Annotated in this window: 15 protein-coding genes; 11 read left to right on the top strand and 4 right to left on the bottom strand. The window is 65.7% G+C overall.

Going from position 1 to position 13,705, the window contains the following annotated elements:
- The first annotated feature begins 2 nt into the window (after positions 1-2).
- The 4 genes from phoU (at position 3) to U1707_RS06930 (ending at position 2,845) form a co-directional block, all read left to right on the top strand.
- Positions 3-692 carry a phosphate signaling complex protein PhoU gene (gene phoU, locus U1707_RS06945; protein ID WP_332799360.1) on the top strand — a complete coding sequence of 230 codons (690 nt, stop codon included), beginning with the start codon at positions 3-5 and terminating at the stop codon, positions 690-692.
- Entirely contained in the window at positions 692-1,384 is a 693-nt protein-coding gene (phoB, locus tag U1707_RS06940; RefSeq protein ID WP_055873047.1) for a phosphate regulon transcriptional regulator PhoB, read from the top strand. Before phoU ends, phoB begins: the two co-directional genes overlap by 1 nt.
- 116 nt (positions 1,385-1,500) lie before the next feature.
- Positions 1,501-1,836 (top strand): hypothetical protein, encoded by a 336-nt coding sequence (locus U1707_RS06935; RefSeq protein ID WP_332799359.1) that lies wholly within the window; start codon positions 1,501-1,503, stop codon positions 1,834-1,836.
- A gap of 109 nt (positions 1,837-1,945) precedes the next feature.
- The gene (locus tag U1707_RS06930; RefSeq protein ID WP_332799358.1) at positions 1,946-2,845 is read left to right on the top strand and encodes an SDR family NAD(P)-dependent oxidoreductase; all 900 of its coding nucleotides are present in this window, start codon (positions 1,946-1,948) and stop codon (positions 2,843-2,845) included.
- Positions 2,846-2,930: 85 nt separating this feature from the next.
- Here U1707_RS06930 and U1707_RS06925 read toward each other — a convergent pair whose 3' ends face one another.
- On the bottom strand, positions 2,931-3,287 hold the full coding sequence (locus U1707_RS06925; protein ID WP_332799357.1) for a PilZ domain-containing protein: 357 nt from the start codon (positions 3,285-3,287) through the stop codon (positions 2,931-2,933).
- A gap of 109 nt (positions 3,288-3,396) precedes the next feature.
- A complete protein-coding gene (locus U1707_RS06920; RefSeq protein ID WP_332799356.1) occupies positions 3,397-3,810 on the bottom strand; it encodes a phasin family protein in 414 nt (137 codons plus the stop codon).
- A 139-nt stretch (positions 3,811-3,949) separates the two neighbouring features.
- Here U1707_RS06920 and U1707_RS06915 point away from each other — a divergent pair, with 139 nt between their 5' ends.
- The 6 genes from U1707_RS06915 to U1707_RS06890 all read left to right on the top strand — a co-directional run bounded on the left by U1707_RS06915 (position 3,950) and on the right by U1707_RS06890 (position 11,702).
- The gene (locus U1707_RS06915) at positions 3,950-4,564 is read left to right on the top strand and encodes a TetR/AcrR family transcriptional regulator (protein WP_332799355.1); all 615 of its coding nucleotides are present in this window, start codon (positions 3,950-3,952) and stop codon (positions 4,562-4,564) included.
- Positions 4,565-4,921: 357 nt separating this feature from the next.
- A complete protein-coding gene (locus U1707_RS06910) occupies positions 4,922-5,320 on the top strand; it encodes a hypothetical protein (RefSeq protein ID WP_332799354.1) in 399 nt (132 codons plus the stop codon).
- Positions 5,317-6,594, top strand: a complete 1,278-nt coding sequence (locus U1707_RS06905) for an efflux RND transporter periplasmic adaptor subunit (protein WP_443025661.1) — start codon at positions 5,317-5,319, stop codon at positions 6,592-6,594. The genes U1707_RS06910 and U1707_RS06905 overlap by 4 nt, the downstream gene beginning before the upstream one ends.
- A 136-nt stretch (positions 6,595-6,730) precedes the next feature.
- A complete protein-coding gene (locus U1707_RS06900; protein WP_332799353.1) occupies positions 6,731-9,910 on the top strand; it encodes an efflux RND transporter permease subunit in 3,180 nt (1,059 codons plus the stop codon).
- Positions 9,911-9,920: 10 nt separating this feature from the next.
- Positions 9,921-11,333 (top strand): efflux transporter outer membrane subunit, encoded by a 1,413-nt coding sequence (locus tag U1707_RS06895; RefSeq protein WP_332799352.1) that lies wholly within the window; start codon positions 9,921-9,923, stop codon positions 11,331-11,333.
- Positions 11,334-11,420: 87 nt separating this feature from the next.
- Positions 11,421-11,702 carry a hypothetical protein gene (locus U1707_RS06890; protein ID WP_332799351.1) on the top strand — a complete coding sequence of 94 codons (282 nt, stop codon included), beginning with the start codon at positions 11,421-11,423 and terminating at the stop codon, positions 11,700-11,702.
- Positions 11,703-11,730: 28 nt separating this feature from the next.
- On the opposite strand, the gene U1707_RS06885 is transcribed toward U1707_RS06890, so the two are convergent.
- Complete coding sequence (locus tag U1707_RS06885; RefSeq protein WP_332799350.1) at positions 11,731-11,988, bottom strand: hypothetical protein; 258 nt, start codon at positions 11,986-11,988, stop codon at positions 11,731-11,733.
- 336 nt (positions 11,989-12,324) lie between these two features.
- On the opposite strand from U1707_RS06885, the gene U1707_RS06880 reads away from it, so the two are divergent.
- Complete coding sequence (locus U1707_RS06880) at positions 12,325-13,398, top strand: lactonase family protein (protein WP_332799349.1); 1,074 nt, start codon at positions 12,325-12,327, stop codon at positions 13,396-13,398.
- Here U1707_RS06880 and U1707_RS06875 read toward each other — a convergent pair.
- The gene (locus U1707_RS06875) at positions 13,391-13,669 is read right to left on the bottom strand and encodes a hypothetical protein (RefSeq protein WP_332799348.1); all 279 of its coding nucleotides are present in this window, start codon (positions 13,667-13,669) and stop codon (positions 13,391-13,393) included. The two genes, U1707_RS06880 and U1707_RS06875, sit on opposite strands and share 8 nt — an antisense overlap.
- Between the last annotated feature and the right edge of the window lie 36 nt (positions 13,670-13,705).

Genomic DNA, 13,705 nt, shown 5'->3' with positions numbered 1-13,705 from the left:
CCATGAACACGCATACGGTCAAGGCCTTCGACAACGACATCGGCGAGCTCCGCGGGTTGATCTCGCAGATGGGCGGGCTCGCCGAGGACGCGATCGACAAGGCGATGCAGGCGCTGCAACGCAACGACCTCGCGCTCGCGGAGCAGGTCCGCGTCGCCGACAAGCAGATCGACATGATCGAGGCGGAAGTCGAGCGGCTTGCCGTGCGGATCATCGCGCTGCGTGCGCCAATGGCGGTCGACCTGCGCGAGGTCGTCGCCGCGTTGAAGATCGCCGGTGTCGTCGAGCGGATCGGCGATTACGCCAAGAACATCGCCAAGCGCGTGCCGATGATCGAGAGCGAGCACCGGATCGAGCCGATCTCGATCCTGCCGGCGATGGGCCGGATGGCGAGCGAGATGGTCCACGACGTGCTCGACGCGTTCGCCGCGCGCGACCCCGAGGAAGCCGTCCGCGTGGTCGAATGCGACAACGCGCTCGACGATTTCTACGACAGCATCTTCCGTACGCTCGTCACCTACATGGTCGAGAACCCCAGGACGATCGGCCAGGTCGCGCATCTGCTGTTCGTCGCCAAGAACCTCGAGCGGATCGGCGATCACGCGACCAACGTCGCCGAGATGGTCTATTTCGCCGCTACCGGCACGCAGATGGTCGATCGCGAACGCGGTATAAAGAAGGAGCAGGCATAATGGCACGCGCGAAGATGCTGTTGGTCGAGGACGATGCCGCCCTCGCCGAATTGCTGGTCTGGCATTTCAAGCGCGAGGATTTCGAGATCGCGCACACCCCCGATGGCGAGGAAGCGCTGCTGCTCGCCAAGGAAAAGGTGCCCGACATCGTCCTGCTCGACTGGATGGTCGAGGGGCTTTCGGGGATTGAGGTGTGCCGTCGACTGCGTCGTGCGCCCGAGACTCAGAACGTGCCGATCATCATGCTCACCGCGCGTGGTGAGGAAGAGGATCGCGTGCGGGGGCTGGAGACCGGTGCCGACGATTATGTGACCAAGCCGTTCTCGCCGCGCGAACTGGTCGCCCGCGTCGGTGCGGTGTTGCGCCGGGTCCGCCCTGCCCTTGCCGGTGAAGCGCTCAGCTATGCCGACATCGAGATGGACACGGTCGGCCACAAGGTTCGCCGCTCAGGCGAGGTCGTGTCGCTCGGACCGACCGAGTTCCGCCTGTTGAAGCATTTCCTCGAACATCCGGGCTGGGTGTTCTCGCGCGAGCGGCTGCTCGATGCGGTGTGGGGCCATGACAGCGATATTGAGAGCCGTACGGTCGACGTGCACATCCGGCGGCTGCGCAAGGCGATCAACGTCGGCGAGCGTCCGGACATCATCCGCACCGTCCGTTCGGCGGGCTATTCGCTCGATACGGGCGGATGACGACTCCGTCCCAAGGTGGGGCGAATGGAATCGGTTGCGAAACGAAGGACCCAAGCAGGACTTAGTGCGTTCAGATGTCGCGCTACCAAAATGGTGCACCCATTTAGGAGATTCGTATGAAGTCCATTCTTCTCGCCGCCGCCGCTCTTCTCGCGACGCCAGTGATCGCTCAGACGACGCCGCCGGCAGATCCCGCAATGCAGACGGCACCGGCCGATCAGGCTGCGCCCGCCGATCCAGCAGCACCTGCTGCGCCGGCAGCACCTGCTGCACCAGCGGATCCAGCGGCAGCACCCGCTGCACCGATGGCCGGCGCGCCTATGGCAGCACCGGGCGCAGCCCGCGTGACGTTCGGCCAGCCGACCGTGACCCCGCCGACCCCGGCACCCGCCGAGTATCCGGTGTGCTCGAAGACGGTCAAGGACGGCTGCCGCAACCGCGGCGGCAAGTAAGCTGATATCTGACTGATACCGTGCAAGCGGCGGAGCGATCCGCCGCTTGCACGGCCAGCTTTACGTTCTAGGAAAGGCGCTCCAACTATAAGAGAGGGGCGCCTTTTCCATGTCTATCACCTTTGAGGGCCGGGTCGCGATCGTGACCGGCGCCGGCGGCGGCCTCGGTCGCGAATACGCGCTCGAACTGGCGCGCCGTGGCGCCAAAGTGGTCGTCAACGATCTCGGTGCCTCGCGCGACGGCACCGGCCATTCCGATGCCGCGCTGAAGGTCGTCGAAGAAATCGAGGCAGCCGGCGGCGAAGCGATATCGAACGGCGGCAGCGTGACCGATTACGACCAGATGGTCGAGATGGTCGCCAGGGCTTCCGAAAAATGGGGCGGCGTCCATGTCCTGATCAACAATGCTGGCGTGCTGCGCGACAAGAGCTTCGCCAAGATGGAGCCGGCCGACTTCAAGTTCGTCGTCGACGTCCATCTGAACGGCTCGGCCAACGCCACCAAGGCGGTCTGGGACCTGATGCGCAGCCAGAATTACGGACGCATCCTGATGACCGCGTCGTCGACCGGCCTTTACGGCAATTTCGGCCAGGCGAATTACGGTGCGGCAAAGCTGGGCCTCGCGGGCCTCACCAAGACGCTCGCGATCGAAGGCGCCAAGAACAACATCAAGGTCAACACGATCGCCCCCACCGCGGGCACACGGATGACACAGGACATCTTCCCCGAGGAAGCGTTCAAGGCCTTCTCTCCGGACAAAGTCGCTCCCGCCGCGGTGTTCCTGGTGTCCGAAGACGCGCCGACCAACATGATCGTCGGCGCCGGCGCGGGCGTATTCCAGGCAGCGTATGTCACGCTGACCCAGGGCAAGCTGCTGACCGGCGACGATCTGTCGGTCGAGGGCGTGGCGGCGAACTGGGAGGCAATCATCGACCGCGCCGGCGAGATCGTGCCGCAGTCGGGCTCCGAACAGTCGATGAGCATCCTGGCCAAACTACAGGGTCGCTGAGAACCGCTTTGTTCCCGGCACGTCGATGACCGCAATTGTTGCGGCTCGGCGTGCGTGGAGTTCGGCACTCCCGCGTCGCTCCGGATTAGCTTGCGTAGGGATCATTCAGGGCCGCCAGCCAGCCCGCCGACGGCGGGGCGATCACGTGGCCCGCCAGTCGCCGTGTTTTTGCCAGAGCGAGGTCCACGGGCTCGTGAAACCGCAAACCCGCCAAACCTGCCCGCACCCACACCACGTCGGCAATGACGTGCTCGATTCTGCCGACCGCGAGGACCACGACGCTACCCGGTGTAAGACCCGACGGCTGGACGATGCACATCCCCGTCTCCGATATGTTGGTCACGCGGTGGGCGGTGCTGCCCGAACGGCCGGCCTGGAAAACATCCGCGCTCAGCATCACGCTGGTTCGTGTCGCACGTCCAAGAATTGTCGAAGGTGGCATCGATCAGCTCTGCAAAACCCATGTAAGTTTGGTTTGAGGCCTTCCTACCGAATCTGAAGGCGGACGGATATGCCCTGCCGCGAATGCGTCCACGGCAGGGTTGTTGCGATCAGCTTTTGTCCGTGGTCCGCAACGGGGCAACAGCATCCTTGCCGAAACGCATGATCATTTCGCCGATTTCACGCGCCTGGGTCAGGCTGCGCTGGCTCTGCTCGCGAAGGTAATCGCCCTGGATCTTCATAACCTGCGCGATATCCTTTGCACTCGCCGCCTCGCGCATCGCGGTGAAGGCTTCGCGCGCGTTCTGCTCGGCCTGGTCGATCATCGTCTTGCCGATCGTCGCACCGCCTTCGGCGATCTTCTCGCCTGATTGCTTCATCGCTTCGCCGGCGCGCTTGGCAGGTTCGACGATTTTCTCGGAAAATCCGGCCCGTGCCGTGTCCGCACCGTCACGCATCCGGTCCGCCGTCGCTTTTGCATAATCAGCACCTTGATCGATCGCGCGCTTCACCTCGTCGGCCATGATCTCGTCCTTTCGTTTGCATCATCCTTCTCTCGTTCAACCTGCACATCCGGCAATGGTTGCACAACCGAAACACCGGTCGAGTATGACATTGCGGTTACTGGACCTTTTCACATCCCGAGCCTATATACCGACCGGTATGATAAACATGTGCACGCTCACCGCCCCCAAGGGCCGCCCCCGCGAGTTCGATCTCGACGTGGCGCTGGCGGGTGCGTTGCGCGTGTTCTGGCGCAACGGTTACGAAGGCGCGTCGATGGCCGAACTCACCGCGGAGATGGGGATAACCAAGCCCAGCCTGTATGCGGCGTTCGGCAACAAGGAGGCGCTGTTCCACAAGGCGCTCGACCTCTACGAGCGCGAGAAGCTGGCCTATATGACCTCCGCGCTCGATGCGCCGACCGCGCGCGCCGTAGCGGAAAACCTGCTCCGGGGTGCGCTCCAGATGCAGACTAGCACCTGCGATCCCAAGGGTTGCCTGAGCGTCATCAGCAGCGTCGCGTGTAGCGCCGAAGCCGAACCGATCAAGGCCGAGGTCGCCAAGCGCCGAGCCTCATCCGAAGCCGCGTTGATGAAACGGTTCGACGAAGCCAAGGCAGCGGGTGAGTTTCCCGACGGCCTCGAGTCGCATGCCTTGATGCGCTACCTCTTCGCGATCATGCAGGGGCTGTCTATCCAGGGCGGGTCCGGCGCGACCTGCACCGAACTGAAGCAGCTGGTCGAAACCAGCATGCTGATGTGGCCGACCAAGTAAGAGCGTCGTCCTTGCCGTGCGATGCGGGCAAGAAAGTCACAGATCGTTACGCAGTCGATAAAAAATACCGGCCGGTACAAAAGTCTGTTGACTAGATGAACGCCAGGTTTATATACCGACTGGTATCGAAGCTTCCTCCTACTTCGGATGGGGCAACCGGGGACACCAACCCATGACCACGGTTCAAACCTAACACCGGGGGGCTTCGGCCAACCGGACTTTCGAAAATTCAAGCGGGCAAGCGCGGCACGGGACTGTGCCGGCAACGACCGCGCACGCCCTGCGACCAGCTGACGTCGGTGGACCGTCCACCGACGAAGGCCAGCGCTTGCCCAAGATCAAAAGGGGGACAATCCCATGGCTTATCTCGACCTCGACAACATGTTCGCCTCGCCCGTCACCAGCCGCGCCCAGACGGTGGCCGCCCCCGCCCCGACCGGCTTTTCCGCGCTGGAATGGAGCGTCATCGCCCTTGCCAAGCGCGACACGTTGCGCAGCCTGTCCGGCCCGAGCCGCATGTCGCGCGCAATGGGCAGCCTGTTCGGCCTGAGCACCGCGTCGCGGCTCGCCGATCCCCGGCTGGAAGCACTGCGGCGGATGGCCGTTTACGCCTGGCGTCGCGGCTTCGCGCTGCCGATGGCCGAAATCCAGAACTTCCTCGCCGCCGGCTTTGCCGAGGCCCAGATCGAGACGCTCGTCGAGAGCGTCACTGGCATGCGCGTCGGCGCACAGCAGAAGCGGAGCATCGCAGCGTGAACCAAATGACCACGATCACGGCCGCGAACGACGCCAACATCGCCGCGTCGCCGCCCTCGGATCGTCATCGACGGCCGGCATGGCAGCGCGGCGCGATGGTGCTCGTGCCGATCGCGCTGCTCGGTGCGGTCGGCGTTAAGATGTTCGATCATCCCGACGCGGCGATGGCGGCGCCCCCGCCTGCGTCCGTCACGGTCGCGTCGCCGCTGGTGCGGCAGGTCAGCGAATGGGACGATTATGTCGGCCGTTTCGCACCGAGCCGGACGGTCGAAATCCGTCCACGCGTCGCCGGCGAAGTCACCGGCATCCATTTCCGCGACGGCGAGATCGTCAGCAAGGGCCAGTTGCTCTTCACGATCGATTCCCGCCCGTTCGCCGCAGCCTTGGCCGAGGCGCATGCCAATGTTGCCAGCGCCAAGAGTGCGCTGTCGCTGGCGCGTACGGACCTCGGTCGTGCTCAACGACTAGTTGCAGACGAGGCGGTCTCGGCTGGCGAAGTCGACGCCCTTCGCGGCAAGCTCGAAGCGGCACAGGCGTCACTCGCCGCAGCACAGGCACGCGAACGCGCCCGCGCTTTGGACGTCGGCTTCACCCAGGTTCGCGCCCCGATCGGCGGTCGGATTTCCGATCGCCGTGTCGATGCCGGCAACCAGGTCGCGGGCGGCGAAGGTACCGGCGGCACGGTGCTGACGACGATCAACGCGCTCGATCCGATCTACTTCACGTTCGACGGGTCCGAGGCGCTGTACCTCAAGACGCAGCGCGCGCGTCATCCCGGCGCGGCGCCGGCGGCGGTCGAGATTCAGTTACAGGACGAGACCGAGCACCGCTGGAAGGGGAAGCTCGACTTCACCGACAACGGGCTCGACCAGCGGTCGGGCACGATCCGCGGTCGTGCCGTCCTTGCCAACCCTGGGTATTTCCTGACGCCGGGGATGTTCGGCAACATGCGCCTCGCGAGTGCGGGGACGCGGCAGGCTCTGCTGGTGCCCGACGATGCGGTGCAGACCGATCAGGCGCGCAAGGTTTTGCTGACGATCGATGCGAAGAACGTCGTGAGCCAGAAGCCGGTCGAGCTTGGGCCGGTGGTCGATGGCCTGCGGATCGTGCGCTCGGGGATCGGGCCTAACGACCGGGTGATCATCCAGGGGACGCAGATGGCGATGCCGGGCGCCACGGTTGCGCCGAAGGTCGGGCGGATCGTGGTGGCGTCGGGTACGACGGCGCCGGCTTCGGTCCAGCCCATCTCGGGTGAGGCCACACTCGCGAAGTAAGCGCCCACCCCGGCGAAGGCCGGGGCCCAATTGGGATAGCATTTCGACTTAATCACTGCGGTTCGCCCAATTGGGCCCCGGCCTCCGCCGGGGTGGTGTTGGTGTGTGCCCGCGCCCCTCTACCGAGGAAATTCCCATGCGCTTCTCGCGCTTCTTCATCACCCGGCCGATCTTCGCGGGCGTGATCGCGGTGATCATCACGATCGTCGGTGCGATCGCCTACATGACGTTGCCGGTGTCGCAATATCCCGACATCGTCCCCCCCACCGTCACCGTCAGCGCGACCTATCCCGGCGCCTCCGCCGAGACGGTCGCCGAAACCGTCGCCGCGCCGATCGAGCAGGAGATCAACGGCGTCGACAACATGCTGTACCAGTCGTCGCAATCGACCGGCGACGGCAAGGTCACGATCACCGTTACCTTCAAGATCGGCACCAACCTCGACGCGGCGCAGGTGCTCGTCCAGAACCGCGTCGCCGTCGCCGTCCCGCGCCTGCCCGAGGACGTCCAGCGTCTCGGCGTGGTTACGCGGAAAACGTCGCCGGACTTTCTGATGGTGGTGAACCTCGTCTCGCCCGACAACTCGCTCGATCGCGGCTACATCTCCAACTACGCGCTGACGCAGGTCCGCGATCGCCTGAGCCGCATCGACGGCGTCGGCGACGTGCAACTGTTCGGTGCGCGCGATTATTCGATGCGTGTCTGGATCGATCCCGGCCGCGCCGCCGCGCTAGACCTCACCGCCGGCGAGATCGTCGCCGCGTTGCGCGCGCAGAACGTCCAGGTCGCTGCCGGCACGCTCGGCCAGCCGCCCTACGACAAGGGCAACAGCGCGTTCCAGCTCAACGTCGAGACGCAGGGCCGCCTGACCGATCCCAAGCAGTTCGCCGACGTCGTCATCCGCACCGACGCACAAGGCCGCCAGGTCCGCGTCTCGGACGTCGCGCGCGTCGAACTCGGCGCGCAGGATTACGGCGCTAATACGTATCTGAGTGGCAAGCCGACGGTTATTGCGGCGGTCTTCCAGCGCCCCGGCTCCAACGCACTCGGCGCGGCACAGGCCGTCACCGCCGAGATGGAAAGCATGTCGAAGCGCTTCCCCAAGGGCCTCGAATACAAGGTCATCTACAACCCGACCGAGTTCATCGCGCAGTCGATCGACGCGGTGAAGCACACGCTCTTCGAGGCGATGGTCCTCGTCGTGCTCGTCATCCTCGTCTTCCTGCAGAAGTGGCGCGCGGCGATCATCCCGATCGTAGCGATCCCGGTCTCGCTGATCGGTACCTTCGCAGTGCTCGCCGCCGCCGGGTACAGCCTCAACAACCTGTCGCTGTTCGGCCTCGTCCTTGCGATCGGCATCGTCGTCGATGATGCGATCGTCGTGGTCGAGAATGTCGAGCGCAACCTCGAACACGGACTCTCCCCGCTCGAGGCGGCGCGCACGTCGATGGACGAAGTCTCGGGTGCGCTCGTCGCGATCGTGCTCGTGCTGTGCGCTGTGTTCATCCCGACCGTGTTCCTCACAGGGCTGTCGGGCGCGTTCTACCGCCAGTTCGCGGTGACGATCTCGACCGCGACGATCATCTCGCTGCTGATCTCGCTGACGCTGTCGCCGGCACTCGCCGCGATGCTGCTCAAGCCCACCGCACCTGCGGACTCCGGCAACCGCGTGACACGCACGCTGCGCCGTGGCGGCGACGCCTTCAACCGCGGGTTCGAGCGGATGGGCAATGCGTATGCCCGCCTGACGCAACGCCTCGTCACCGCACCGAAGCGGATGATGATCGCCTATGCCGCACTGATCGCGGTCACGGTCGGCGTGTTCACGATTACCCCGTCCGGCTTCGTCCCCGCGCAGGATCAGGGCTACTTCCTGACCGTCATCCAGCTTCCGCCCGGCTCCTCGGTCGAGCGCACCGATGCCGTCATGCAGAAGGTCGCCAAGCGCATCCTGCCGCTCGCGGGCGTCAAGGGCGCGGTCATGCTGGCGGGCTTCGACGGCCCGTCGCAGACGCTCGCCCCGAACTCGGCCGCCGCCTACATTCCGCTGAAGAGCTTCGAGGAGCGCAAGAAACTCGGCGTCACGCTCGCGAGCATCATGGCGGAATCGCAGAAGGTCACCGGCGACATCACCGAAGCGCGCCTGCTGATCGTCCCGCCACCGCTCATTCAGGGCATCGGCTCAGCCGGCGGCTATCGCCTGATGGTGCAGGACCAGGGCGGCCACGGCTATGCCGACCTCGGCAAAACGTCCTACGCACTGATCGGCCAAGCGAACCAGACCAAGGGTCTCGCCCAGGTCTACACCTTCTTCGACACCGCCACGCCGCGCATCTTCGCCGACGTCGACCGCGCCAAGGCCAACCTTCTCGGCGTCCCCGCCGAGCGCGTGTTCGAGGCGTTGCAGGTCTATCTCGGCTCTGCCTTCGTCAACGACTTCAACCTGCTCGGGCGCACCTTCCGCGTCACCGCACAGGCCGATGCACCGTTCCGCAACACCACCGCGGACATCGCCAACCTGAAGACGCGCTCCAATTCGGGCCAGATGGTCCCGGTCGGTTCGGTCTCGACGTTCAGGGACAAGACCGGCCCGTACCGCGTGGTCCGCTACAACCTGTTCCCCGCGGTCGAGGTCGATGGCGACACTGCCAAGGGCTATTCGTCGGGCCAGTCGCTGGTCGCGATGGAGAAGCTCGCCGATGCGTCGCTGCCCGCTGGCTACGCGCATGAATGGACCGGCATCGCCTACCAGCAGAAAGCCGCCGGCAGCACCGCCGCGCTCGTCTTCGGCATGGCGGTGGTGTTCGTCTTCCTCGTGCTCGCCGCGCAATATGAGAGCCTGACGTTGCCGCTCGCGATCATCCTGATCGTGCCGATGTGCCTACTCGCGGCGATGACCGGCGTGAACCTGCGAGGCATGGACAACAACGTCCTCACGCAGATCGGCCTGGTCGTGCTGATTGCCTTGGCCGCGAAGAACGCGATCCTCGTGGTCGAGTTCGCCAAGCAGGCCGAGGAACAGGACGGCCTCACTCCGGTCGAGGCCGCGGTGCGCGCGGCAAAGGACCGGTTGCGGCCGATCCTGATGACGAGCTTCGCGTTCATTCTCGGCGCAGTGCCGCTGGTGATCGCCGAGGGCGCGGGTGCGGAACTCCGCCAGGCGCTCGGCACCGCGGTGTTCTTCGGGATGATCGGGGTGACCGGGTTCGGGCTGCTGTTCACGCCCACCTTCTATGTCGTCGCACGGGCGCTGGCGCTGCGGTTCGAACGCCGCCGTCCAGCTGCACCCGCCACGACCCTTCAGCCAGCCGAATAGGACCAGCATCATGAAGTCCGCCCTCCTCGCGAGCCTCTCGGCACTGACGCTCGCCGCCTGCGCCGCCGGCCCCGACTATGTCGCACCGATCACCCCAACCAAGGCAGCGGCGTCGTTCGTCACCGCGAATGCTGCGACCGTTACGACGGCGCCGGACAACGACTGGTGGCGGATGTACCGCGACCCGGTCCTCGACGGCCTCGTCGCGGATGCATTGGCAGCGAACACCGACCTCCGCGTTGCCGTCGCCCGGCTCGACAGCGCCCGCGCATCGTTACGCGGCGCAAAGACCGATCGCGAACCGCAGGTGAACGCCGGCGCGAGCGGCAACTACGCACGCACCTCGCAACTCCAGAACCTGCCCGGCCTCGACCGCGAGCGCGCAACCTATGACGTCGGCTTAGACGTCAGCTACGAGGTCGATCTCGCCGGCAGAGTCCGCCGCAACGTCGAGGCCGCACGCGGCGACGTCGGCGCAGCACAGGCCGATGCGGACGCCGTCCGGGTCTCGATCGTCGCGGCAACAACCCGCGCGTATGTCGACGCAGCGTCGTCCGCCGAACGCCTCGCGGTGGCCCGGCGGATCGTCGACCTGCTCGACAAGTCGAACACGCTGACCGGCAAGCGCGTCGACGCCGGTCGCGCCGCCCGCCTTGACCAGGTCCGTATCGCAGCCTTGCGCGACCAGCGCGCAGCCAACATCCCGCAGATCGAAGCCGAACGTCAGGCGGCATTGTTCCGCCTCGCCACGCTTACCGGTCGCACGCCGCAGGACCTGCCAGCCACCGCCGGCGCGCGCACCACCACGCCGCGCCTCGACCAGCCGATCCCGATCGGCGACGGCGCCACTCTGCTCGCGCGCCGTCCGGACGTCCACGCCGCCGAACGCCGGCTTGCGGCGGCGACCGCACGGATCGGAGTGCAGACCTCGCAGCTCTATCCGCAGATCTCGCTCGGCGGATCGATCGGCTCGACCGCGCTCAGCGTCGGCGACATCTTCACCGGCGGTCCGATCCGCTGGCTGCTCGGCCCGCTGCTGAACTGGTCGCTCAACCAGTCCGCCGCCCGCGCGCGCATCGCCGGTGCCGAGGCGGACTCGCGCGGTGCACTCGCCAATTTCGACGGCAGCGTCCTCACCGCACTCGAGGAAACCGAGACCGCGCTGTCGAACTACGCCCGCGAACTCGATCGCCGCACGCAGCTACAGTCCGCACACGACAACGCCGCCACCGCCGCCCGCATCACCCGCGCCCGCCAGCGCGAAGGCCAGATCGACTTCCTCGACGTCCTCGACGCCGAGCGCACGGTGGCCGACACGGATACCGACCTCGCCGCTGCGGACGCGCGGATCGCCGGCGCGCAAGTCGATCTGTTCCGGGCGTTGGGGGGCGGCTGGCAGGTCAAGGCGCCGCGGCCCGTCTGACGCGTGTTGCATCGTGCCGCATTAACCCGGCGCGTTAACACTCTATAAACCGACCGTGAGCAAGGCCGCGGTCGAAGCGGAGGAATTATGACCGACGATCATGCAGCCGATAACACGGCGGCCAGCACGCAGGCATGGCAGGCTCAGGTAGCCTATCATCGCAACCGTGCCGAGCAGGAACAGCGGCTCGCCAGTCGGTCGCGTACGGATGCCGGACGTGCAGCCCACCTGTCGCTCAGCGAGCGTCATCTGCAACTGGCGGCGTCGGCGGAACTGGTGACGGACATGCCGGACGCCGAGCTGCCACGCAGTACCTCGCTGCACGACACGGGCCGGCTTATTCGTGAGAGTTATAGCGAAGCAGGTTGAGCGTCGCGCACCGACGTGCCGGTGGCGTTCAATCTACATCGACCTTGCCGAGGTTGATGCCGTCGTACAGCGCGAGCAGCGCGGTGACTTCCTCGACTACGGTTTCCTGTTCGGCCCGCCAGCGCGCGGTCGCATCGTTCTGCGGAACGCCGTCCATCCCGTCGTGCAACGTGAACCCCTGGTCGATCAGCCAAATCGCATCGGTCGCGCGCGATCGCTGCCGTCGCAGGTGATACACCCATTGCTCGATGATCCCCGAAGGGACCAGTCTGTCCAGATCGCCCATCATTTCGCGTTAGGACAACGCTATCGCCAATACCAGACTGCCACCGCGCGGAATATCGCAGATTTACGTGCATTAACCGTCTTGGGACATTGGCCGGAAACATCGCGGGTCCAGCAGAGCGGCAATGGATCTGCTCCCGCATCCCTTGATCATCGAACGCCGCATGGACGACCAATCGGTCCTCGCCCGCCGTGCACCGAACGGCCTGATCGCGCAGATGCACGACGAGCTTGCCAGTCTCTACCGCGAGCAGCTGATCGCGCTGCTCAAGGTCTGAATTTCGGTTAGCTACGATGCGGTGCGACCGCACGCCAAAATGGCGATAGACGCCGGTACATGACCTCAGCCGAAACCCGTCTCGATCCCTCGACCACCGCTGACTTACGGTCGGGGCAGTTGTGGATCGGAACCTATGCGGGCGGCGGCGGCGCGGGCCTCTATCCTCTTGCGATCGAGGCCAATCGCCTCGCTATCGGACCCGCCAGTGCCAAGGCGCGCAACGCGTCGTTCGGCGCGTACTCGTCGCGGTTCGATACCCATTATCTCGTCGACGAGAAGGATGACGGCGCGCTCGGCGTCTATCGCTGCGCCACCGACGAATGGACCATGCTGGCCTCGCACGGCAGCGGCGGCGCAGCACCGTGCCATGTCGCGCTCGACCGGACGCAATCCTGTATCGCCATCGCCAATTACGTCAGCGGCAGCACCGCGTTGTACCGCCTGGATTCAGCAGGGCTCCCAATCGTCCCGCCGGATGTCTACACGCACCGCGGACACGGCCCCGATCCCGAACGCCAGACATTGCCGCACGCACATTGGGTCGGCTTCGGCCTCGACAATCGGCTTTTGTACGTGACGGACCTGGGCGCGGATGTCGTGCTAGCGTTCGCCGTCGACATGGAGGCGCGAAAGCTGGGCACACCGCACATCGCCTTCGTCGCCCCTCCCGGATCGGGACCGCGGCACATGCTGTTCGGCGCCGCACATCCTCGATCGGCCTATCTCGCCTGCGAATTGTCGAGCACGCTGATAATACTCGATGTTGACGGTGACAAATTGCGCACCCGGACCGCGCTGTCGACGCTGCCCGCTGACTGGCAGGGGGCGAACATCCTCGCCCATGTCGTTGCCAACGCCGCGGGCGACCGGCTCTACGTATCCAATCGCGGCCATGATAGCATCGCCGTCTTCGCGCTCGATCCGAACGGCGACGCGACGCTTGTCCAGCATGTCGCGACCGGCGGCGCCTCGCCGCGGTTCTTCACGATGATCGAGGGCGGCCGACGGATGGTCGTCGCGCACGAACGCGATCACCGCGTCACGATCCTCGACGTGCGGCCGGACGGGACCCTCGCCCCGACCGACCTCGCCGTCACCGTTCCCGGCGCAGCGTTCGCGTTCGTCAGCTGACGCTGGCGATCAGCATCGTCAGTTCGTTGCGCACCGGATCGATCCCGACCGGCGGCACGGGCTTCGCGATCCGACGCTTGCTGGGATAGGATGCGCGCACCACGTCGCACAGGTCGCGGACCGAGACGCGGACACAGGCGCCCTCGTCACAGACCAGCCTCGGCTTGCTCGCGGTCGTCAGGCACGACACGCGCTCGCCAGCCCAGGCCGGCGCTGCACTGAACAGCAGGCACGCGACTGCGAGCCGCGAAGCGGATAATTTCATGGTCATTTGGTCTGGCCCCCCACAGGCGTTTCAGAAGTCGTG

It is taken from the genome of Sphingomonas sandaracina, from assembly GCF_036663695.1.
GTDB lineage: Bacteria > Pseudomonadota > Alphaproteobacteria > Sphingomonadales > Sphingomonadaceae > Sphingomonas.
This window is presented reverse-complemented; position numbering and strand designations above follow the sequence as displayed.